The organism is Paenibacillus sp. DRB1-1 (assembly GCF_052119485.1).
GTDB classification, from domain to species: Bacteria; Bacillota; Bacilli; order Paenibacillales; family Paenibacillaceae; genus Paenibacillus; species Paenibacillus polymyxa_B.
This window is the reverse complement of sequence record NZ_JBODQH010000001.1, coordinates 1,843,151-1,866,211: the sequence shown is the minus strand read 5'-3', so window position 1 is coordinate 1,866,211 and position 23,061 is coordinate 1,843,151. Positions and strand designations below refer to the sequence as shown.

Here is a 23,061-nt window from a genome sequence, read left to right as displayed (position 1 = left end):
GGTTTGGTTATGGATTGGAGAAGTTGGACGTGGAGTTTGGAAGATGAGTTAATAAAATCCCCAAGTGCTGTACAAATCTCTTCAACTGCAATTTTGGAATACATAAGATGAAAACCTGCTTGTTCTCTATGGATTCTCAGGCTACTAAGCCTGCTGCTACGAAGCCTACAGGAAGTAGACGAAAGAGCGCTGCTGATGATAAGAAGACCGAATAAGGAGAGCGTGCCATGGAAGTCCGATCCGGACAATTCGCATAGCAGCCATTGGCAGAAAAAAAGGGTTGTCCCATTAGTCATAAAAATGACTAGGGACGTCCTGTTCTCCAACTGTAAAACAATAAGAAACCGTTCCTGGGTAAAATGGAGGTACCACCCGACCATTTGAAAGGATATGGTTTCTTTGTACATTCAATATACCATTATGAGATAAAAAGAGGAGTTACGGAGGACTATCCCTCATCCATGTTATGTGGCTTTGTGGCCAGCCCCTCAATTAATGTCTATTAGCTCTTAAACCTTCAATAAATATGCGGTGTAATCCATCAAGAACTCGTTGGCTTGTAAAGCCTTCATCTTGGAGATGGTAATCGATATTGTGAAGCACGGCCAGCAGGGCTTCAATAGTATATGAAATGTCCACCCCGGATACGTCTCCCTGTTCAACGGCCTCATTTAGCAGATTTCTGCTTATATTGCGCATCCATTGACATAACGGAGATTGTAACGGACGATGCTCGGTTGAGGCCCGGCTGACCTCACAGAGCCAAGGAACTTTCGCCTCTAAAAAAGAGACATATCTTACGATTACATGGTAAAGCCGGTCCAAGGCAGCGGTTTCTGGGGATTGATCAAGAAATGCTTGAACTTCATCGAACAAAGGTTGGTATTCTGCATACGCGATCTCCTGACATATGTCGCCCTTATCCGAGTAGCGGCGGTATAGGCTTGCTTGTCCTACTCCAGCAGTCTTCGCAATCTGATGCATATTGACATTGTCAACACCGTTTTTGATGAAAAGTTCTCTAGCCGCCGCCAAAATTCGTCTTCGGTTTAACTCCTCTCTGGGAATTTTCAGAGAGACAGATTGCGATTCTGAATTCATCATAAACATCTCCCTTCATCATTAATTTAACTGTTATTTAACACGAAAAACGGACAATATGTCCGTTTTTCGTGTATAGGACATGTTGTCCGTCTTCATATTATAATACATTTCGTGAAAAATTAAAAATACATTCATTTGGGTGACCGATGAGCTTTTTTTTATTTCTTGGTATAGTGCTTTTTGTAATTTGGAGGCAAATGCGGTTCAATGCCCGATAGGTCCAGTTCCTTTAAACTTGCGATCGTATGAATAAACTGCTCGTATGCTTTTTTCTTGTCGCTCGTCGTATCTGTTCCGGTTTCGGTTGATGCTTTCCTGCTAACTTCAGAGTTAAGTTGCTTTTGATCCATAGATTACCCTCCATCAAATATAGTCAAGCTTACAAATCCGGATGTCTCTTGTGCCAGTCTGTATTCATTTCATAAGTATTGCCGATACCTAGTACTGTCGCTTCTTCGAAGGGGCGGCCAATCAATTGCATATTAATCGGCAGACCGGAAGGTGAGAAGCCGCAAGGCATGCTCAGGCTAGGCAAGCCAGTCAAATTGGTCGGAACCGTAAATGAGTTCAATCTGAATACACTAGCATCATCATCTGCACGCGGGGCAGTGATCGGTGTTGCCGGCGTCAACAATATGTCGATTCCGGACAATGCATTCAAAAAATCATTGACAATTAGTTGCCGCGCCCGCTGAGACTGAAGGTAAATGGAAGCCGGAATATCTCTACTGCTTTCAAGAAACATTCGGACGTCCGGTCCATACTGTTCCAATTCTGTCTCAAGCCACTTCTCGTGGTACGAGTACATTTCCGTCATCATAATGGCCATCGTCGCACTTCTAACATGTTTGATCAGGGGCAGGCTAACTTCGATGATTTCTGCTCCCAGTTCTCGGAATTTATTGATAGCGGCCTTCATCGCAGCTTCCACTTCCGGCATCAAATCCTCGTAATAGTAGCTTGTCGGCAATCCGATACGCACACCCCTGAGACCATTCGGATACATCTTGATACCTGGCGCAGGCAGATCGACAGTCGATTCATCCTTTGGATCGAAGCCAGACATCACATCCAAGCACAGGGACGCATCCATGACACAGCGGGTCAACGGACCCGAGTGGTCCAATGACCAGGCCATTGGAATGATACCATACCGACTGACCCGACCGTACGTCGGCTTCATCCCTACGACACCGCACAAAGCAGCGGGTATGCGGATCGAACCTCCGGTATCCGAGCCTGTGCCCAGATAAGTAAGTCCAGCTGCTAAAGCAGAAGCCGAGCCGCCGCTTGAACCTCCCGTTACAAGTTCAGTGTTCCACGGATTGAGGCAAGGACCGAAGTGCGGGCTAGTTGTTGTCAATCCCGCAGCGAACTCGTGGGTCTGTACTTTGCCTAGCAGAACTGTTCCAGCCTCATGTAGCTTAGCTGCAACCGTCGAATCGTAATCGGGGACGAAGCTGTTCAATATTTTTGAACCGGCAGTTGTTCGGATCCCTTTAGTGTAATATAGATCCTTATGAACGATGGGAATCCCGTGAAGGGGCCCTTTGAACCGACCATGCATAATATCGCGTTCCGATTGCTTCGCTTGTTCAATCGCCAGTTCGGACGTTTGGGTAACGAAAACGTTCAGTTTCGGATTCAAACGTTCGATGCGGTGAAGCGCATGTTCTGTAATCTCTACCGGGGATATTTCCCTTGTTCGGATCCCCTCGGCCAGCTCATGAATAGCAGCAAAGGACAGTTGGAAATTTAATTTACTCATCTATTCATCCTCCGTATCTTTCGGACATGTCGTAAGTCTACCAAACTAATTACCATAGCTTCCGCTAGGATTTGCTTTTCTTGCGAATAAGTATGTCAGGATTGCCAACAGGGAAATGGTAAAATAAACAACAGAAAAAGGCATCTTTAGATCAATCAGTCGGCCGACCAGCGCAGGGCCGAATGCTCCGCCTAGGAGATAGGCCAGTGTGAAAATACCCATCCCCACACCCAGCTCAGACGAACGGAGTGTCGTCGAAACTAAATTGCTGCTAGAGGTGAGGACACCGTTGAATCCAATCATAAGGATAATGATCAATAAAGCGTCGATCCATGGCGGCAAATGTACGGATACCCCCAGTAGTATAAATCCGCTGATGACGAGACTTTGCGATATGGCAAGCACGCGGGAGCTTCCGAAACGATCTGTCCAACCTCCGATCCGGGATCCGAGCAAGGCTGCACAGGCGGCACCGGGAAGCATCAGCAGACCGATTTTACTAGTTGGTAAATGAAAGGAATTCTTCATCATGACAGGAAGAGTAAAGGTTAACCCCGTGTTGCATACGAAGGTAAGGAATCCAATCCCTAGAATTCGTCGGTAAGGAGCATTTTTCATGAAAGATGCATCGATAAATGGATGTTCTTTTTTCTGAATATGAGTACCGAACCATAGAAGAACTGCTGCTCCTGCAATGAGCATAAACCAATAGTTCGTAACCCCTAGCAATACCAACGCCAGTCCCGCGGAGAACAAAACAGCTCCGAGAAAATCGAATGAACCGCGGTCGTGTTTCTTGTCAGGAACATACTTGAATATCAAAGGGATAACAAATAGGCTCAGACTGGACACGATGAACAAAGCACGCCAGCCAAAGTATTGCTCCACGAAACCGCCGAACACAGGCCCGAAGCCGGAAGCAAAGGCAATTGTGGCGGATAAGGTTCCCAGCACCCGTCCCTTGACTGTAGGTTTAAAATACAGGGTTACCGCCGCATAAGACAGGGGAGAGATGGATGAGGCCCCTGCTGCCTGCAGCAGTCTTCCAATGATGACTTGCAAGTATGAAGCTGCAAAAAAGCCGATCATAGAGCCGAAAGCTAAAAGGATTAAACCAATGACATACAGCTGGCGAAAGGAAAAGGACTCCGTTAACTTGCCGTAAGTACCGGCGCCGATAGCCATCAAAATGCTGTAACCGACCATAACCCAGCTCACCTGCGAGGAGGTCAGGGCAAAGTCAGCGGAAATCGAAGGTATAGACAAATTAAACATGGTCATATTGATGTTTCCGAAAATAATGAGCAAGCAAAGTGTCCCCATTAATTTCCGCTCATTGCCGGATAAAGTCATTGATTGAGTATCCATAGCCTGTCCCTCCATTACAGGAAGTCAGGAAAGGTGCGGCATTTTTGCGCCTGATCTCTATCGTGTCCCAAGAAAACATAGGACGGCCGAACATCCTGAATTAACTCCTGCATGCGAGTAATCGATTTGGCAGCCATCTCTTGATCGAATGTCAAGAACGGTACGCTATTCTCAAAGTTCTCCCGAGTATAAGCAACATCAATTGTCAGTAGCACTGGACCCGACTTTTCCGTTGTGACAAGGACTGATTGATGGCCAGGGGAATGACCCGGAGTGAATAAAATTTGAACCCCCGGAATCAATTCATGGTCCCCCTCAATGATTTGATATTGTAAATCGGGCAACCTGCACTCTAATGGAGAGTAATCCTCATTGTTTATGGCCGCATCATACTCTGCCCTTTGAATAAGGATCGGCGTATTGCGGAAATGCCCGTTTCCCCCAGAATGATCCAAGTGTAAATGGGAGCTAATGACCATTTGAATATCGTCAGGTCGATAACCGACACGCTTTAACACATTTACGATCGAGTCGCCGTCAGACATGTTGGGGACGACGCGCCCTTCACGTCTAGTCCCCTTGTAGTAATCGGGATTGTTGATAAAAGCGTCGGGCATTCCCGTATCGATGAGTATCGGCCCGCTGGTCGTTTCCAATAGAAAAGACCACACAGGCATTCCGACTAATTTCCCGGGGGCAAGGGTTCGATTAACTGCCGATTGATCTAGGAAACATTCACCTACAGGTAAAAAATACAACTTTTTTATATGCATCCCAGTTTCATCCTTCATATTATAAATTCGGACAGTTTGTCCGTTTTTGTTTTGATTATATCGGACAAATTGTCCGATGTCAATTTGTCATCGGCGGTTGGGCTTCGGCAAAAGCCTTACACCTGCAACAATACGCCGAGCTAAAGAATGTCGCCTAGGTGGAGTGCAAAGAAACAACGGGGCGGCGTTAAAGCCGTAGTGTGCAAAAACCAAGGGGATCGCGATATCAAAGTGAGCAAGAGTATTTGCGGCTAAAGAGCCACGCAAGACAAAAGCCAAGGAGCTAAGCGAAAACAGACCGCTTAGTCCTTGGCTTGGAAAAACTCCCATCACTGTAGCAGTAGAAGTTTTGTTTGTTCTACTGTCTACTATGATAGGAGCATATCATCCTTAGTTAGCTGTTTTCTTATTCAATTTTTTAATTGTAATTATTATCAATCTCTAATGAAATTATCTAGTATCCCAGCTGGATACCGGCTACCGGCTGATCCGTGTGGGAGGATCTCTTTAATACGTTGAAGATCAGCTTCAGTAAGATTAACATTAACAGCATTAATGTTTTGCTCAAGCCGCGTAACACTGCGTGTACCAGGGATAGGGACGATATTCTCTCCTTGGTTAAGAAGCCAAGCTAGTGCCAATTCTGCTACAGAAATCCCTTTGTTAGAAGCGAGTTCTTTAAGTTGTTCAGTTGCATTTAGGTTGTATATAAAGTTTTCCCCTTGCCAACGCTCATCGAATCGACGCATATCTTCTTCGGGGTACTCGTGGGCTGGTTTAACTGCATCTGTCAGGAAACCTCTACCCAATGGAGCGTAAGGGACTAGACCTATACCCAAATCATTCAAAGTCGGTAGTATATCGTCCTCAATCTCGCGTTCAAATATGGAGTATTCAGTCTGAAGCATAGAGACCGGGGTAACCGCGTGAGCTTTACGAATTGTGTTTGAACCGGTGTTGCTCAAACCGAAATATTTAACTTTCCCTTCTTTGATAAGGTCTCCCACGACCCCTGCTACTTCTTCGATAGGAACATCGGGATCTGGGATATGCTGGTAGAACACATCAATGTAATCAGTCTGCAGATAGCGAAGACTGTTCTCAGCTACCTTACGAATATTTTCTGGCCGGCTGTTAAAACGTGTTCCAATCTGCTCGGCTGTCATATCAAAGCCAAACTTGGTAGCCAGTACTACCTTGTCACGAAAATCCTTCACAGCTTTACCCAGCAACTGTTCATTGTGACCATTTCCATATCCATATAATTCTGCCGTATCAAAGAAATTAACTCCAAGCTCATAAGCTCGACGAATAGTTGCTATTCCTTCATCTTCATTTGAAGGACCGTATGCCATTGTCATCCCCATCGTACCCAAACCAATAGAAGAGACTTTTAAACCTTGTTGACCAAGACTTCGAGTTTGCATTTGTGTTCCTCCTTAAATAATGAAAATTAGATTGTTATCACCTAAGTGTTTAAAGCCTAGTTAAAAAGGTATCCAATCGTAGTGCGTTCAATATGAATTTTCATCTCTGTTATTCATAGGAACACACAAATAATATCATAAGAAATGAATAAAGTAAACAAAAAGTATTCTTAGTGTCTATTTTGTATAGTGTGTTTGAAATGATGATTATGAGATATAATATCATGTATAAGGGGGCATTTAGATGGAACGGCAGATTGAAAAACAACATCAGATGAGGCAAAAACTTACTAATAGATTGTCAGCGCACGTTAGAAAATATGGGTTTCAAGGTTTGAAAATGGACGAAATCTCAAAGATTATGGATGTAAGCAGGGCGACTTTATATAAATATTTCTCTACCAAAGAAGATATTATTACGTTTCTTGTGAATGCTTCTATCGAATACATCCACGAAATTATTGAAGATTCTGACGCTGATCAAGTATTTGTTCAGCGATTTCAGCAAACGTTTGAACAAACAATCATCTTAAGAGAGTTCATCACAGACATTTTCCTAAGGGACCTTGAAAGTAGTTATCCTGAGACCTATGAGCGCCTAAAAGAAGCTATGAAGCAACGAGAAGATCAGGAATTGGCTTTCTATGATGAAGGGATTAAAAGTGGGGTCTTTAATAGGATTGAGGGTAGACTTATCGTTATGCAAGATGAGATTCTAAGTAATGTTTTAGATGTAAAGTACTTGATGGAGAACCAATTGACCGTGTTTCAAGTGCTATTTGACTATTACAATCTAAAGAAATTCCAGTTGTTTAAACCCGATAAAATGAAAATGATAGATGACAATTTGATGATTCCTAGAATTGAGCATATGGCACAAAAAATCTCAAAAAACTTATATTAAACTAATTATTAATGACAGATAACAAGAATATTTCTTCTTAGTGACTATTTAATAAAAAGCCCGATGAGCACGTATCATCGGGCTTTTTATTAAATTCAGAGGGTGACTGCTTAGGTTTCAATCAGAGCGAAATGCACCTCGATGGCCAAGTCCATTTCATGGTGGAGCAAACAGTCGATGACGTGTACGGCATCCCGAGTGTTCGTATTGATGACTTTCGTGTAGAAAGAGGAAAATTGGTCGCTCACGAACCGATAAATCGTAGCTCCTTTTCCTGTCCCGTAATGGGGATTCGCATCTACGTGAAGCGTCAAAACTCCAATCTGGAGGGCATTCCATCAGTGACATGCTTTTACATACAAAAAAGAGCAGCCAGTTTAGTTGCTCTTTTTGTATGTAAAATATATTGAGTTTTCATCAATTGAATCTCCTAATAGAGAATATTAATGTCCCATTTCCTTGCAGATTAATCAATTGTGCATAATTTCCCCTTTAGAGGATACTCTCTACTAGAAGATAAGAATATAATCTTTTCGTCAAAATATTTATTAAAATAGTTGTTCGTTTTTAGATGAATATCAGGCTGATACCATAATCCATTCTCCCCAAGGAATTTCTTTATATTTTTGAATGGGCATTTCTCTAACATAGCAATAACTACATCCAAAAGCACAACCACTGTAAGGATTCAAAGAGTGAGTAAATCCAACAGTAGATGCTCCTTTGGTTTCGCTCAAAATTTTTTTTGCCATCGTATTATCAATCTGCATGTTAGATACCCCTTCATTTTAAATATTTACATAAATGAAATTCCGAATGAACAGAAACTCCCTCCACCAGTTCAACTGATAAAGGGAGTTTTAATTAATTTTAGTAAAAGGTGTGTGTATTTAGAACGCATCAAGACCCGATATAATCCCAGGATGGCGGACAAAAGACCAATGGGAATGTACTGTACGCCATTCGCCATTAATTAAACGAAAAACTTCAGTAGTATTCCAACATTTTTGAAGTTTTTCTTGTCCATCTTCTCCTGCTACGTAATTGTGTAAATTATAACTCAACACAGCCAAATCACCAGCTTCACTGACAGCGACATCTGGATTGAGATATTCACTCCGAATAATATTAGGATTTTTATAGCGTGACAAAATATGTTCTCTCACCGCTGAATTACCTACAATAAGTTTTTCAGTCACAGGATCGAAGTATGAAATATCATCACTGTAACTATCTAGGTACCCAAAGCAGTCTCCTTGATTCCACCGTTCATTATTAGCGCGTTCTATATTCAATACAGTTTCAGCTACTTCTTTGATATTTACACTCATTTTTTTGCTCCTTTTTTTAAGACGTTGGAAGTGATATGATCATTTTAGGTCATTAAACACAAATGATAAAGGCAAAACCGGGAAAATAAATGATACTTTTCGGACATTCTACATTTTGAGTAAAGGAGGTTTATATAGTGGTTCGCATATCAAAGCAAAAAATAAATATAGAACGTCTTAAATATCAACCTGTACTACCTTATCCATACGATGTAGAAATTTTTCGAGTCTCTGATCTTAAACAACGGACACCCAAAGAAAGGATGAGTGTAACTTATAGATATGAATTCTATATGCTTATATGTGTTACTCAAGGTGAGTGTATACAATGGGTCGATTTTGAGCCGATTTCCTGTAGCACAGGAACCTTTCTTGCCATATCTCCGGGTCAAGTTCATAATTTCGGACATGATGAGAATTGGGATGGTTGGATTATTTTGTTTCGTTCGGAGTTTCTTATACCTAACACATCAACATTAAATGAGCTTAAACTAGCTTTTGATTTTGGAAGGCTACCAAGCATTCTAAATTTAAATCATAATGAGTTGCGTCGTAGCATCGCTTCTATCGAACGAATGATCGAAGACTTGTTGATTGAAGGGACAGAAGAAGATATTCATATGTTGTTGCGTTACCAAATCTATGCATTTGTGACTTGGCTCAGTATTCTTCATAAATGCAAACGGATGAACGAAACAATAGATTCTCAAACATCGCTGCGTTTTATAAGCTTCCAGAAACTCGTTGAGAAATACTTCGCTAAGTTGAGCCATGTTAGTGAATACGCTACTCGTCTAAACTGTACGGAAAAAACTCTAACTCGAGCAACTATGGCAGCAGTTGGAATAAGTGCGAAATCTTTCATTTCGGCCCGTATTAATCTTGAAGCAAAACGTCTGCTAATGCATACGGACTATTCTATTAGTGACATTGCGGAAAAGCTTAACTTCAAGGAGGCCACCCACTTTAGTAAATTTTTCAAACGTGAAACAGGTTGTACGCCTGCAGAATTTCGACAGCAGCATCTTTGAAATTATTAACTTACTCGAGTGTCTACTACCTTTCATATTGAATAAAACACTAATTGTAGTTATATATTAATGTTTTCTCATGTATTTTTTTAAAATATGTTGTTTGAGGAAGTGATTTTATGATCCAAGGATCTTTATTTGATGACGAGTATGATCAGGGACGGCCTTTAGCAAATCGGGTACGTCCACAAAATTTAGAAGAATTTGTAGGTCAAAAACATTTGCTTGAACCCGGAAAGGTATTACGTGAAATGATTGAGAATGATCAAGTTTCATCTATGATTTTTTGGGGGCCACCAGGAGTGGGAAAGACAACGTTAGCTAAAATAATCGCCAATCAAACTCAATCTAAATTTATTGATTTTAGCGCTGTGACTAGCGGTATCAAAGATATTCGTAGTGTCATGAAAGAAGCTGAAGGAAACAGGCAATTAGGTGAGAAAACACTTTTATTTATTGATGAAATTCATCGTTTTAACAAAGCACAGCAGGATGCCTTTCTGCCTTATGTGGAAAAAGGAAGCATTATATTGATTGGAGCAACAACCGAAAATCCATCGTTTGAAGTGAATTCAGCCTTGCTTTCTCGTAGTAAAGTGTTTGTGCTTCATCCACTCAATCATGCAGATATTTTAGAGCTATTGCAAAAAGCATTAGCGAACCCAAAAGGGTTTAATAATCAATCAATCGAGATCGAAGACGGTGTTTTATCAGCGATTGCTGAATATTGCGATGGAGATGCCAGAGTAGCTTTAAACACACTAGAGATGGCTGTATTACACGGGAAAAAATCAGATGGAGCCATTGTAGTGAATAAAAATGATTTAGCACAAATGTTAAATCGCAAGTCATTATTATATGACAAAAATGGTGAGGAACATTATAACATCATATCTGCTTTGCATAAGGCGATGAGAAATAGTGATGTTAATGCTGCAATTTACTGGTTATCGCGCATGTCGGAGTCCGGAGAAGATCCATTATTTATTGCTAGAAGATTGGTCAGATTTGCAAGTGAAGATATTGGTTTAGCAGATAACCGAGCTTTGGAGATAGCAGTAGCTGTCTTCCAGGCTTGTCAGTTTATTGGTATGCCAGAGTGCGATGTACATCTAACCCAAGCTGTCATTTATCTCACCTTGGCCCCGAAGTCCAACGCAGCTTATTTGGCCTATAGAGCTGCAAAAAAAGACGCCCTGCATTCCGTAAATGAACCTGTTCCCTTACAGTTACGAAATGCTCCGACTAAATTGATGAAAGAACTGAATTACGGGAAAGGTTATAAATATGCCCATGATACTCAAGAAAAATTAACAATGATGCAGACCATGCCAGATTCTCTCATCGGACGCGTATATTACCACCCCACTATACAAGGATCTGAAATGAAATTTAAACAACGGATGGAAGAAATTTCAGCATGGTATGCAAGCCACAAAGAAACTTAATTGCTTTAATGTATAGATGATCCAATAGAAATCGAGGGAATTCGTCATGACAATAGAAGAAATTATTGAGCATTGCTTATCATACCCAAGTTCATATGAAGATCACCCTTTTGGAGACGGATGGACTGCGATGAGACATCAAGGGAACAAAAAAATTTTCGCCTTGATATACAATCATGATGAGCATCTTTGCGTCAACCTAAAATGCAACCCTGATCATGCTGATTTTTTGCGAAAAGCGTTTGAAGAGGTAAAGCCTGGTTATCACATGAACAAGGAACATTGGAATACAGTAATATTAGATGGTGATCTGCCAGAAGATGAAATTCACGATATGGTGCATCATAGCTTCGAATTGACCAAGCCAAAAAGCTCCAAAAAACATACTAGCTAAAGATAAATTTCTTATTGACAATTAAATTTTGCGGAAGTCATTATGTAAAAGTATCCGTTTCGAGAGGTGTAATATGAAGTTTAATGAATTCTTTGTAGGGCAGCGGTTCGAGACTGATTCTATAAAAGTAACCAAAGAAAAAATTATGGAATTCGCATCTGAATTTGACCCTCAGTACATGCATTTGGATGAGAAGAAAACTCAGGAAGGCATATTTGGAGGAATTATTGCTTCAGGAATCCAAACATTAGCCCTAACATTTAAACTATGGGTAGAGTGTGGTTTATACGGTGAAGATGTAGTGGCTGGTACTGCTATGGATAATATCCGATTTATAAAACCTGTATACCCTGATGATGAGTTACATGTAGTTGTTGAAGTCATTAATCTAGAAGATAACCGAAAGAATACAGGAATTGTAACTGTGAATTTATCTACTTTTAATCATACGACTCAAAAAATTTTTGAAGGGGATCTTTCTGTAATAATAAAAAAATAACGTATCTTTAAATAAATGAAATTGACGGGATATCCTTCATTCACGTATTCCAAAGCGGGGAGAAAACATAGTAGCTCCTATCGTCAGCGCAAAGGAATGCACAAAAGATAATTGTGTCCGTTCAGAGAATGGCTCCTGCAGATGCAGGAGCTGTTTTTGTCTGCACTAAACATTCAGTTGGCTGCATCATTGACACTGACCAGCAGGGAAAATCCAGTGATTTGCTGTTGTAGGAAGCAAAATTTAAGGAACTCCTTTATGAGAAGATATATCCTTTGATGACATGAAAGAAATTTCAGGTAATACCTTTTACTGGATAGAAAAAGAGCTTAAAAAGTACGAAGATCTAATTTTAGAACTTCTATTACAAAAATTGTATTCTAAAGAGATATTAGAAAATATAAAAATTGACGCACATATTAATATAAAATGAAATTAAAATAAGTACTCGTTTAGTACACAACTTTATTGTATGTACACAGAAAAATAATCATAATTGATGCCCGAAGAAAATAAAGTTTTAGACTGATCCGACAAATGCAACAGCGGCAGATAAGGACGCGAAAATAAAATCCTAGACTGGCCGCTGTTGTGGTCAACATTCAACTATCGTGTCCTGTTAGCCTAATAACTCTGCAGTTTGTAAGAAAGCGTCCAGCCGCTCCTTTTGAAGAAGATGATGACGGTAATGCATCTCCACCATCGTGAACCATTCGACCGCGTTTAACGCGCCGAAGGCTACGGCCGGATGAGTCGCCTTTCGCTGCAGCCGCTCTGGGTCTATGTTCTGCAGCGACGCCCCAATCTCATGCATGCGGCGCCTTGCTTCCTCCAGCTTGGCGACAAGCTGCTCCTTGCTCTCTGGCTGAGGAGGCGTATATAGCAAGTCGGCCGGTACCTGAATGCGAACCGGTGGGAAGCTCCCTTGCTCAAACACGGCATGGCCGGCCTCCGTCTTCCCGCCGCCCTCCTCGCTGCCGCCACCGAGCGCCATGCACTGCTCCGCAAGAAGGAGCTGCAAGTTCAGCGTGGAATGGGGCAGATGCAGGTACATTTGCCCAAGCGACCATTCGTTCTCGCTTGGCTTGCGACACAGTTCCGCCAGACTATACTTGTCCAGCTCCCGAACATAATGCTTCGAAATCTCGTCGAACCTTAGCAAAATATCCTTAATCCCTATGCTCTTGTTCATCAAAATCATCTCCTCGAATACTGAATTACTCTCATCATATGAGAGGGCTCAAGAAAAAAGCATATTCGTAGTTTATATCTTTAATACTTTATTTACCAGTATAAGACTATATTTTCTAATTACACCGGCCGCCGTCGCTAGCGCGCCGATCGCAAAGCTGGACTTCATTCCGGAAGAGCCGGGAGAGCAAGCTGCAGCTGCGCATGCGGGCCACGCGTCGCCAGTCTGTAACTTTATTTTCTCAGTCTAGTTCTTTATTGTTTATTCTAAAACATTATTATTCGCTAACAATTGACAATGAAGAAGTAGTACAACTTCTTATTGATTGTATAAATACTCCTTTTTAGAGTTGCGTATATTCTCATAAAATTTGAAAAATTAGGGTGGACCGAATAAATTCGAGTCAATGAGTTCTCATTAATTATGACACCACACATGTGAGTAACCATTATAGCTGAGACAAAGGTAATTAATAGATGAGATTTTTGTTTTTCTACTTTATATGGTGATGAATAATAAAACAGGCAGGTTGGTTTAACTCCGGAAACAAGAAGGGCGAACAAGTGTTCTTTACATATATTATATATGCGTATATAATCAAAACGAAACGGAAACGGAGATCTGGTGTGCTAGATAAAGCAATGTAGATTTTTCTTTAGTATAAGCACATTATAAATAAATCAATTGGAGGAGTCTGTATGCCATATTGTAAAGTCAAGAATGCCAATATATATTACGAGGAAATTGGTAAAGGCAAACCGATTATAATGATCCATGGTTTTACACCAGACCATCGGTTAATGAGTGGGTGTATGGAACCGATATTTGAAGATATCCCCGGTTGGCGTCGTATCTATCTTGATCTGCCTGGAATGGGACAAACAAAGGATTACGATCAAATATGTAATTCAGATGATATGCTAGAAGCAGTTATAAATTTTATTGAAACTCTTGTCCCAAACCAAGATTATCTCATAGCAGGCGAATCATACGGTGGTTATATTACAAGAGGAATAATTAATAGACATAAAGATCGTATTGGTGGAGCTGCACTGATTTGTCCATTAATTATTCCTGAACACAAAAGAAGAATACTTCCCGAGCATTTTGTTGTTCATTGTGATCGCGAGTTTATGGACACCTTAAGTGAAGAGCAAATAAGTGATTTTAGCGCAAATCAAGTTGTTCTCAATGAATATAATTGGAAAAGGTATTCTGAAGAGATCGTGGCAGGTTGTAAGATTGCTGACTACGATTTTCTTAGCAAGATTCAAAGAAACTATGGATTTTCCACCAATATAGATGAATTAGTTTTCGATAAACCAACAGTATTTACTCTTGGGCGACAAGATGCAGTTGTTGGTTACATAGATGCTTTTAGAATTTTAGACAATTATCCTAGAGCAACCTTTGCCGTTCTAGATCGAGCAGGCCATAATCTTCAGATTGAACAGGCTCTATTATTTGAGTCACTTATGCGTGAGTGGCTTGAAAGAGTAACAGAGTTTGGATTTTAGTTGTATATGAATCCATTGAACTAACGGGCAGTGTAGTTTAATTCACATGGTTTAAAAGCATAGGGTATTATTGAATAGGTATTAAAAAAAGTATAATTTTCTTCGTATGTTCAAAGGAAGAGTGAATTCATGAGTGATTTAGATAAAATTAAGCTCGTGAAGCCGCCATTTCCCAAGCTACGATGTTTTTCTTCCAACCTATTATGATCTAGGAGAGGATTTCTTTGAAGAAAAACATCGGAAACAAAAAGCTAAGCTTATTATTACTGATTGTTTGAGTAGGCTTCCCACAAATTAGTGAAACGATCTTTAGCCCCTCATTACCTTCTATCGCTGTGACGTTCGGAACTTCAATGAGTAAAGCAGCTGCTGGCAAGACCTACCCTGCAGGTTCATTTATCATAAATATGCACCAGGCAAAACACGGCATTGCAAACATGGTTTTATATGATGGTATTAACGTCTCAGATTATGCTTCCGTAGCTGGCGGGATTGCGCAGGATTTTCCAGTCCTACGAGGATTTGAATGTGATGTGGTTAGAGAAGCTGGAGTGTTGGAGGGCCAAACCTCTCCGGTGACTTCCGTATCGATTCCGGCAACACAAATGCCGAATCATTCTGCCTATGTTTTAATTCGAAACACCAATAACGATGCCATCAAAACCGTTAATGAATTGCTTAAATCCGGCAAAGTGGTCACGATGTTATTAAAAAGCGGAAAAGGATATGAAGCGGGTGACTTTGCAGTCGCCTATGACGATCTGCACTCGCTGGCCTCAAAATACGATCTTGATGTAACGGCATTAGGCAATAACCAACCCGTTGGCAAAGTTCTTAAACCTTCTACGGTAGCTGCTCTCGGTGAACCGGCTTATGCGCTCAAAAATCTCGGTTTTAAAGTGACCGATGATCAGCAGCATGCCGATGTGCTTGTGAATACATTCGATTCCGATAAACTTGTCGAGAAAGGGAAGCCTTACATTGCTTATGGAAATATGGGGATGGTTAATGTAAAAAAATGGATTCCTCAATTTGCGTTTGCTGGACCAACATGGGAAAGATACGAAGGGGTCTTCCTGGCGAATGTCAAACAGGATAATGCGATTACAGCCCCTTACGATAACGAAGAGTACTTCTACACCGTTACAGGTTCTTACATTACGAAACTACCTAAAGCCGCAAAAGTTCTTGCAACCATTAGTAATAAAGAAAACTTCTTCAAAGCGGGCTGGTGGTCAGGTCACGATGCTCCAAAGGAAAGATCATGGCCTTCACCTATAAGGAAAACAAAAAGGATCTTATGATCAGCCTTTCATGCCCTCGGAAAGTTAAGGATATCATCCGGTGGTAAAGGGAATGATGCTCGAATATAAGTTGTCGGAGCTATTTTTTGATGAACAGGCAACAACCGGTCATGTAGGTTCTTCTGGGATAACGATTTATAAAGTATAGATATAGCTGCAGCGGCTATTTTCTCGGATGGTATATCAATGGCTGTAATGGGCGGTGTAGAATATTGGGTAGCATCCGGTCCAGTCATCCCGATCGATATAATAGCAACTTCCTCAGGGATTCTAATTTTCAGACGGTTAAATTCATGGATCATTCCCATAACGATGGTATCCGATTCACAAAATATAGTTTTAGGTCTATCCGTCATTTGGAGATATCTCCCGGCTGCGGTTACTCCACCGGCAAGCGAATTCGGTGCCGTTATAATGTGTGAATGATCAACTAAAATATGCTGCTTCCTGCACTCTTCAAGAAAAGCGTTTATTCGCTGGTTGGAAGCAACATAAGGACTTTCTACTGCCACTACTCCGATTTTTTGTATCGATTGTTTAGTAAGCAAAGAAACCGCCTCTATTGCAACTTCGCCAGAGTCAACATAAACAGTAGAGAATTTTTTAGACTGGCGATTAATCAAAACGATTGGCATACGGGGCGACAATGACTCCAAATACGCAAGATCCGCCTCGGAAGTAGCACCTATAATAATTCCATTATACGTATTATTCATGATCTCTTTAGCATCTTTGGCGATTTGATCATTCGTATAAATACGTATAACAAGCTCAAAATCAAATTGTTTTTTTTCTATTTCGGATTGAATCCCCGCTAACAGTGCCGTCAGCATGTTCGTCCGGGCATCTAATGTCCAATATAAGGCAATAATTGGCTTGGCCCGATCTAAATTGCGTAAACGTCTTGCACTAACATTCGGCTGATACCCCAATTCATCTATCGCCTTCATTACTTTATTGTAGGTTTTCGAGGGAATATTTCGTTCCTTAGTTTTGCCGTTAATAACAATGGAAACCGTCGAAACAGATACCTCAGCTAATTTAGCAACATCCTTCAGTGTAACCATCTTAAGGTCTCCAGTCTAATAAATAATTGGTCATACTTTCCTTAGATATAATCCTAATCTAATTTTCTGTAAATGTGAACAATTGTGAAAAATAGAACATGTCCTTGATTTGTTCATTTTATTGATATAGAATGAATTTGTCAATTAGTACAACGTTATACTAAAACGTTGTACTAAAACATTGTACTAAAACTTAATTCCAAAATGCGGCCGAAACTTTAAAAAGGAGGATAGTGTATGCCTTGTGTGTATTGGATAGTTAATGATGTTGATTATTTTTAGTACAACGTTGTACTTAAGTGGTGATCGTAATTATTTATATGTTTCGGCAAATCCATGGAATATAACGGTAATCTCCTTGGATGCTTAAAAATATTATTCCGTAATATTAAAAAGAGAAGATGAGGTAGATGGCATACAATATCTCGGTTATTTATGGAGATGGTATCGGTAAAGAAATCATTGAGCAAGCGATCAAAGTGATGAATGAAGTCGGCAACGTATTTCATCATACCTTTCATTTTGAAAGATGTGAAGCCGGAACCGAAGCCGTTCAAAAGTATGGCGAACCCCTTCCCGATAAGAGCCTAAGGCAATGTCAAGAAAGCGACGCAATATTATTGGGAAGCCTCTGGCTCGATAAGTATCCGGAATTGCCGCAAGAAAAGCGTCCAAGCTATGTTCTTTCTCTACTTAGAAAAAAGCTACAGCTTACGATAAACCTTCGGCCGATCTCCGTATATAAATCATTGGCAGATTTGAGCCCTCTGAAGAACGGTATCATTGGCGAGGGGTTTAATATTCTTTTGCTTCGTGATCTGGCCGGTGGCATGCTCATGTCCAGAAGATACCGGGGAATCGGGGATTATGGCAGAGAAGCACTTGATAAAGAGTACTATAATGAAGAAATTATCAAAGCGAATGCATGTGCCGCGTTTGAAATTGCTCGTGGGCGCAGCAAGAAGGTCGCAAGTTTGGATAAGGCGGTTATCTTGGAGAGTTCGAAATTGTGGCGTGAGGTTGTCCAAGAGGTTAGTGCAGATTATCGGGATGTAGCTCTGGTGAATCAGTACATTGATGATGCCGCTGCGCAAGTCATTACCAATCCTCATAACTATGACGTCATTCTAACGTCTGGTATGTTCGGAGATATCCTTTCGGATGAAATATCCGCATTGGCAGGAACACCGAATGTACTTCCGTCAGCGGAGCTCAATCGCCAAGGAAAAGGTTTGTTTACACCTAACCAAATACACAATAAGGATTATTCCATTGTAGGCAGAGATATCGCCAATCCCATCGGTTCTATTTTATCTGGCGCGATGATGTTGCGGTTTGCTTTCGGTTTGGAAAAAGAGAGCCAGACCATTGAGGAAGCAGTTAGACAGGTACTAAATGAAAAATACGCGACAATGGACATCTGCTTACCGGAAAGTAAACGGATTGGGACAAGCGAAATGGGGTCTATCATATCCGAAAAGATAAGAGAAATAGGGAAGGAGCTAGTTTGATATGACGATGATCGAATCTATTTTAAACGAAAAGTCTGGAGTAACTACAGTTATTGAACCGAACTACATCGTTTTAAGTGACAGTTTACCATTGGAAATTGTTAATGAATTAGAAAATATAAAGCGGCTTGAAGCGCCTGAGCGGGTGATCGTGATGCTCTATTTCGATACTCCCGCTGGGAATTTCATATCGGCTGAAATACAGAAGAAGCTCATTCAGTTTGCTCGCAAGCACGAACTGAAATTTGTCCAATCCCAAGGCATCGGATATCATATTCTGCTGGATCAATATGTAAAACCTGGTGACATCGTTGTTTCGCCAGGCAAGCACAACAGCATTTTCGGTGTAGAGCAGGCTCTCGGTTTACATGTGAATCCATCCGAATTGCTTCATGTGTGTGCCAGCGGCAAGATGAATCTAGTGGTTCCGGAAACTGTGTACATTGAACTTAAGGGTCAACTCAAACCAGAAGCGTCCATTAAAGATTTCTTAATCTCTTTTTTAGCATCAGAAGAGCTTAAATACGACGGCAAAGCCATCGGATTTTATGGTAAGGGCTTAAATTCCTTATCCCGGAAAGAAACAACAGATCTTTGCCAATTGGCTTCGAGAAGCGGTGCTGTGACAGCTTTTCTTCATATGGATTATCAAGAACCGGGCCAAGAAAGCTATGATCTAGGAGATGTGCAACCAATGGTTGCTCTGCCGGGGTCGATCCATCAATCGCAACCTGCAGCTGAATTGGAAGGCACTCTACTGTCGGCTTGTTTCATCGGCGGATGCACAGGAGGCAGTATTGAGGATTTGAGAACAGCTGCAGCGATTCTGAAAGAAAAACGGATTCCCATTACTATGCGGTTATCGATTGGACCACAAACTAATGAAGTTTACAAACAGGCTATTTCTGAAGGGCTAATTCAAACCTTTATCGATAGCGGTGCGCAAATCTTGAGCACAGGCTGTGCCAGCTGTGTGACAACTTCAAAAGGTGTTATCGCTGAAGGCGAAACGATGCTATCGGCTAGTTGCTGGAATTATAAGGGATGCAATGGCTCAAAGGGCTCGCTGGTTTACCTGGCTTCCGCAGAATCCGTTGCCAACTCCGCGTTGAAGGGCTGTATTACATTAAATTCGAAGGGATGAGAAGATTTTTATGGAAAAGAAATTTATTGGAAAGATATGGAAACTCCCGGACGATGTCGATACAGATACTATTATTGCGGGCCGGCACGGGGTTATTCTCGATAAAAAGGAAATGGGTTCGCACTGTCTTGAAACACTTCGCCCCGAATTTGCATCTCAGGTACAACCGGGAGATATTATTGTAGCTGGCAAAAATTTTGGCTGCGGATCATCGCGGGAAATGGCCGCCGAAGCGATTAATGTACATGGTGTTTACTGCATCATCGCTAAATCCTTTGCCCGCATTTTCTTTAGAAATGCGATCAATAACGGGATGCTGCTGATTGAAAATGCAGAAATACCTGAGCACTGCGAAGAAGGGGACATCCTGACCGTCGAAGTGAACCAGTCAGTTACAGTCAACGGCAAGAGCTTCAGCATTCCCAAGGTGTCCAATAACTTGTTTGAAATTATTCAAGATGGCGGACTAATCCCCAATATCATTAAACGAATGGAAAAAGTTGAGGCAGAAGGGAGATAACAAAACAATGGGACATACACTGGCTGAAAAACTATTAATGAAAAATACGGGAGAACAAAGTCTGGCCCCTGGTGACATGGTAATCGCTCGGCCTGATCGATATATGATCCATGATATTTACACTTCGTTCCTAAAGCGCGCTTTAAAGGATATGCATGTGACCAAAGCGATCTATCCGGATCGCGGAGTAATCATATTTGACCATCTGATGCCGACCAACCAAGCTGATACCGATCCTGCCCATTTTGTGGATGGGCTTGAGTTGGCCGAAAAATATCAAATTAAAAACATTCATAAGGGCGAGGGAATCTGCCATTCTCTGATGCATGAGCTGAGATACGCAAGACCAGGTGAAATCGTCGTAGCGACAGATAGCCATACAACGACCTATGGCGGGGCAGGCTGTTTCTGTACTGGCATTGGACATACCGAAATGGCAGCAGTTGTGGCAACGGGCGAGATCTGGCTCAAAGTTCCTTCGGCCATCAAGATTGTGCTTGATGGTGAATTTCCGAAAGGTGTCGGAGCAAAAGATATTATCTTAAGAATCCTTGGTGACATCAAATCGGATGGCGGCCAGTACAAGTCGATGGAATTTACAGGAACTGCCGTGCGCAGCATGAGTATGCAGTCACGATTCACTATAGCTAACATGGCTTTGGAAGCTGGTGCAAAGGTAGGATTATTCGAAGCAGATGAAAAAACAGCTGAGTATTATGACATGGACTATAATGATATTTCCTGGCTGAAGGTAGACGAAGACGCCAAGTATGAACAAGTTCTTCATTACGATGTCAGTAAGCTCGAGCCCCAATTGTCATGTCCGCAAGGAGTTGATAATGTCCACCCTATTTCCGAAATCGAAGGAACGAAACTGAATCAGGTTTATATTGGTTCTTGCACCAACGGTAGCATTGAAGATATGGAGATGGCAGCTAAAATTCTTGAAGGTAAAAAAATTGCTCCTTTCCTGAAAATGATCGTGATTCCGGCAACCATCAATGTTTACAAAGAAGCGATGGAACGCGGTTATATTCAAACGTTCATTGATGCCGGCGCCAGTGTATCGCATCCTTGCTGCGGATTATGTTGCCGGCAACCATATGGTTTAATGAGCGACGATGAGGTGGTACTAGGTACTAACAATCGCAACTTTATCGGCAGAATGGGAACCAAGAAGTCGCTGATTTATTTGTCTTCCCCGGCAGTGGCCGCGGCATCCGCGTTAACGGGGGTTATCACTCATCCAGCTAAACAATTTGCGCTATAACAATAATCAGATGGGAGTTTACTATGGATAAGCAAATTGGGGTTACCGCTATTCCGCCGAAGTCGAATTTCATAGCTCAATTAAAAAAAATAAAGATTTCAGGATTGTCGTTAAAATACTACATTCCCTTTTCTATCATCATATTGCTTGCCGTCTATACCGGGAATTTGAATAAAGATATTATCGGTTCGATTGCATTTCTCTTGATGGCTGGTGGTTTGTTCTCATATGTTGGAGGCGTCATTCCCATTTTCGGCAGTTGGATGGGAGGAGCGATCCTTCTACCGTTATTCGGTGGCTCCGCACTCGTGTATTTTGGTCTGATTCCGGATTACGTGCAGACGAATATTTCTGGTTTGATCGGATCGGGCTTTGTCAATTTATTTTTATCAGCAATCATCATCGGTTCGATCCTTAGTATGGATCGGAAGGTGCTTGTCTCCATCTCATTACGGCTATTACCGTGCATTATTGGTGCTCTGGCCTTTGTATTCATCTTCTTAATTCTAGGATCGCTCCTAACAGGTTCAACGCTGCTGGAAGGTCTATTTATGATCGGTTTGCCGAATTATTCTGGAGGTTCTTCTGGTGCAATCGCCGTTGTTCCGTCCATTTATAGCCCGATTTTTCACAAGCCGGCAGGAACTTTTTCTGGGCAGTTCCTTGTATACATGAACATTTCAAATCTGATTTGCGTCATTTTCGCCGGCTTGCTGCATAAACTTGGCAAGCGCTATCCTTCGCTAACAGGTAATGGCGAATTACTGAAGAATGTGCGCAAAAATGCAGACCAACCCGCAGAAGAAAAAGCTAAAGTCTCGAGTGATTTGAAGAAAGATATTACAAAGTTAGGTGCAGGGTTGTTTGTTTCGGTTGTTTTTATAATCGCTGGTAACATTTTGCAGAGCCTTATACCACAGCTTAACTTTATAGCCTGGGCTGTAATTTTGGTCATTATTGTGAAAGCAACTGGCTTTTTGGATGATAGCTTGTGCCAATCCAGTGACTTTTGGCAAGGATTTATGGTTCGAAACTTTTTACCGTTCCTCATCACGGGGATTGGGATTGCATCGCTTGACTTGAGCCAAGTGTCCTCCTATTTTACAGTTTCGAATTTTGTCATTATCATTTTTGGGGTTATCGGTTCTGTGATAGGTTCATTAATTGTCGGCAAGCTTATGAAATTCCACCCCATTGATTCGATGATCGCAGTGGGTCTTAATTTAGGAAATCTGGGAGGAACCGGTGCTATCGGGGTATTGTCAACTTCGGAGCGGATGGGGATGATGCCATTTGCAACTATCGCCAACCGGATCGGTGGAGCCATAATGGTTATTGTTATCAGTTTGTTGTTGCCATACTTCTTATAATGCACCAATTTAAAATGTTTACACTATTCGGCTGACGTTGGACGATATACGGGCAGCATAATGTGAATATATTCACATTATGCTGCCCGGTAACGTATTTCCAATTTCCATGATGAAGC

21 protein-coding genes and 2 pseudogenes are annotated in these 23,061 nt (G+C 41.4%); 12 read left to right on the top strand and 11 right to left on the bottom strand.

The features are described 5' to 3' along the window. Positions 1–492: 492 nt before the first annotated feature. The 6 genes from ACQW03_RS08210 to ACQW03_RS08185 all read right to left on the bottom strand — a co-directional run bounded on the left by ACQW03_RS08210 (position 493) and on the right by ACQW03_RS08185 (position 6,440). Entirely contained in the window at positions 493–1,104 is a 612-nt protein-coding gene (locus ACQW03_RS08210; RefSeq protein ID WP_441949200.1) for a TetR/AcrR family transcriptional regulator, read from the bottom strand. A gap of 158 nt (positions 1,105–1,262) precedes the next feature. Further along, a complete protein-coding gene (locus ACQW03_RS08205; RefSeq protein ID WP_039270441.1) occupies positions 1,263–1,454 on the bottom strand; it encodes a hypothetical protein in 192 nt (63 codons plus the stop codon). A gap of 29 nt (positions 1,455–1,483) precedes the next feature. Next, a complete protein-coding gene (locus ACQW03_RS08200; RefSeq protein ID WP_441949198.1) occupies positions 1,484–2,872 on the bottom strand; it encodes an amidase in 1,389 nt (462 codons plus the stop codon). Between the two features lie 45 nt (positions 2,873–2,917). Further along, positions 2,918–4,240, bottom strand: coding sequence for an MFS transporter (locus ACQW03_RS08195; RefSeq protein WP_104497176.1), 1,323 nt, complete (start codon positions 4,238–4,240; stop codon positions 2,918–2,920). A gap of 14 nt (positions 4,241–4,254) precedes the next feature. Then, positions 4,255–5,013, bottom strand: coding sequence for a quorum-quenching N-acyl homoserine lactonase AiiA (gene aiiA, locus ACQW03_RS08190; protein ID WP_250239361.1), 759 nt, complete (start codon positions 5,011–5,013; stop codon positions 4,255–4,257). Positions 5,014–5,447: 434 nt separating this feature from the next. Beyond that, positions 5,448–6,440: an aldo/keto reductase gene (locus ACQW03_RS08185; RefSeq protein ID WP_441949195.1), complete on the bottom strand. Its 993-nt coding sequence runs from the start codon at positions 6,438–6,440 to the stop codon at positions 5,448–5,450. A gap of 244 nt (positions 6,441–6,684) precedes the next feature. Here ACQW03_RS08185 and ACQW03_RS08180 point away from each other — a divergent pair, with 244 nt between their 5' ends. Further along, the gene (locus tag ACQW03_RS08180; protein WP_441949193.1) at positions 6,685–7,344 is read left to right on the top strand and encodes a TetR/AcrR family transcriptional regulator; all 660 of its coding nucleotides are present in this window, start codon (positions 6,685–6,687) and stop codon (positions 7,342–7,344) included. A gap of 128 nt (positions 7,345–7,472) precedes the next feature. Here ACQW03_RS08180 and ACQW03_RS08175 read toward each other — a convergent pair. The 3 genes and pseudogenes from ACQW03_RS08175 to ACQW03_RS08165 all read right to left on the bottom strand — a co-directional run. After that, positions 7,473–7,673: pseudogene (locus tag ACQW03_RS08175) on the bottom strand (Tn3 family transposase); the annotation flags it as partial. Positions 7,674–7,937: 264 nt separating this feature from the next. Next, positions 7,938–8,114 (bottom strand): annotated as a pseudogene (locus tag ACQW03_RS08170) (radical SAM protein); the annotation flags it as partial. A 120-nt stretch (positions 8,115–8,234) separates the two neighbouring features. Beyond that, on the bottom strand, positions 8,235–8,675 hold the full coding sequence (locus ACQW03_RS08165; protein WP_441949191.1) for a YybH family protein: 441 nt from the start codon (positions 8,673–8,675) through the stop codon (positions 8,235–8,237). Positions 8,676–8,812: 137 nt separating this feature from the next. Here ACQW03_RS08165 and ACQW03_RS08160 point away from each other — a divergent pair, with 137 nt between their 5' ends. The 4 genes from ACQW03_RS08160 (at position 8,813) to ACQW03_RS08145 (ending at position 12,047) form a co-directional block, all read left to right on the top strand. After that, a complete protein-coding gene (locus ACQW03_RS08160; RefSeq protein WP_441949189.1) occupies positions 8,813–9,706 on the top strand; it encodes an AraC family transcriptional regulator in 894 nt (297 codons plus the stop codon). A 119-nt stretch (positions 9,707–9,825) separates the two neighbouring features. Continuing rightward, entirely contained in the window at positions 9,826–11,154 is a 1,329-nt protein-coding gene (locus ACQW03_RS08155; RefSeq protein ID WP_441949187.1) for a replication-associated recombination protein A, read from the top strand. A gap of 46 nt (positions 11,155–11,200) precedes the next feature. Further along, entirely contained in the window at positions 11,201–11,548 is a 348-nt protein-coding gene (locus ACQW03_RS08150; RefSeq protein WP_044787030.1) for an MmcQ/YjbR family DNA-binding protein, read from the top strand. A 73-nt stretch (positions 11,549–11,621) separates the two neighbouring features. Then, positions 11,622–12,047 (top strand): MaoC family dehydratase, encoded by a 426-nt coding sequence (locus ACQW03_RS08145; RefSeq protein WP_044787028.1) that lies wholly within the window; start codon positions 11,622–11,624, stop codon positions 12,045–12,047. A 619-nt stretch (positions 12,048–12,666) separates the two neighbouring features. Here the strand turns inward: ACQW03_RS08145 and ACQW03_RS08140 are convergent. Further along, positions 12,667–13,239 (bottom strand): DinB family protein, encoded by a 573-nt coding sequence (locus ACQW03_RS08140; protein WP_104497248.1) that lies wholly within the window; start codon positions 13,237–13,239, stop codon positions 12,667–12,669. Positions 13,240–13,937: 698 nt separating this feature from the next. Here ACQW03_RS08140 and ACQW03_RS08135 point away from each other — a divergent pair. Beyond that, the gene (locus ACQW03_RS08135; protein WP_190298551.1) at positions 13,938–14,756 is read left to right on the top strand and encodes an alpha/beta fold hydrolase; all 819 of its coding nucleotides are present in this window, start codon (positions 13,938–13,940) and stop codon (positions 14,754–14,756) included. Between the two features lie 353 nt (positions 14,757–15,109). Continuing rightward, complete coding sequence (locus ACQW03_RS08130) at positions 15,110–16,060, top strand: hypothetical protein (RefSeq protein ID WP_441949183.1); 951 nt, start codon at positions 15,110–15,112, stop codon at positions 16,058–16,060. An 8-nt stretch (positions 16,061–16,068) separates the two neighbouring features. On the opposite strand, the gene ACQW03_RS08125 is transcribed toward ACQW03_RS08130, so the two are convergent. Then, positions 16,069–17,127, bottom strand: a complete 1,059-nt coding sequence (locus ACQW03_RS08125) for a LacI family DNA-binding transcriptional regulator (protein WP_441949181.1) — start codon at positions 17,125–17,127, stop codon at positions 16,069–16,071. 410 nt (positions 17,128–17,537) lie between these two features. Between ACQW03_RS08125 and leuB the strand changes: the two genes are divergently transcribed. From leuB to ACQW03_RS08100, 5 genes are read left to right on the top strand one after another with little or no spacing between them, the layout of a single operon-like run. Continuing rightward, positions 17,538–18,638, top strand: a complete 1,101-nt coding sequence (gene leuB, locus ACQW03_RS08120; protein WP_441949179.1) for a 3-isopropylmalate dehydrogenase — start codon at positions 17,538–17,540, stop codon at positions 18,636–18,638. A gap of 1 nt (position 18,639) precedes the next feature. After that, a complete protein-coding gene (locus ACQW03_RS08115; RefSeq protein WP_441949177.1) occupies positions 18,640–19,782 on the top strand; it encodes an aconitase family protein in 1,143 nt (380 codons plus the stop codon). A 10-nt stretch (positions 19,783–19,792) separates the two neighbouring features. Continuing rightward, complete coding sequence (locus ACQW03_RS08110) at positions 19,793–20,302, top strand: LeuD/DmdB family oxidoreductase small subunit (RefSeq protein WP_441949175.1); 510 nt, start codon at positions 19,793–19,795, stop codon at positions 20,300–20,302. 7 nt (positions 20,303–20,309) lie between these two features. Further along, the gene (locus ACQW03_RS08105; RefSeq protein ID WP_441949174.1) at positions 20,310–21,572 is read left to right on the top strand and encodes an aconitase/3-isopropylmalate dehydratase large subunit family protein; all 1,263 of its coding nucleotides are present in this window, start codon (positions 20,310–20,312) and stop codon (positions 21,570–21,572) included. Positions 21,573–21,595: 23 nt separating this feature from the next. Further along, the gene (locus ACQW03_RS08100) at positions 21,596–22,942 is read left to right on the top strand and encodes a 2-hydroxycarboxylate transporter family protein (protein WP_441949172.1); all 1,347 of its coding nucleotides are present in this window, start codon (positions 21,596–21,598) and stop codon (positions 22,940–22,942) included. Positions 22,943–23,061: the final 119 nt, after the last annotated feature.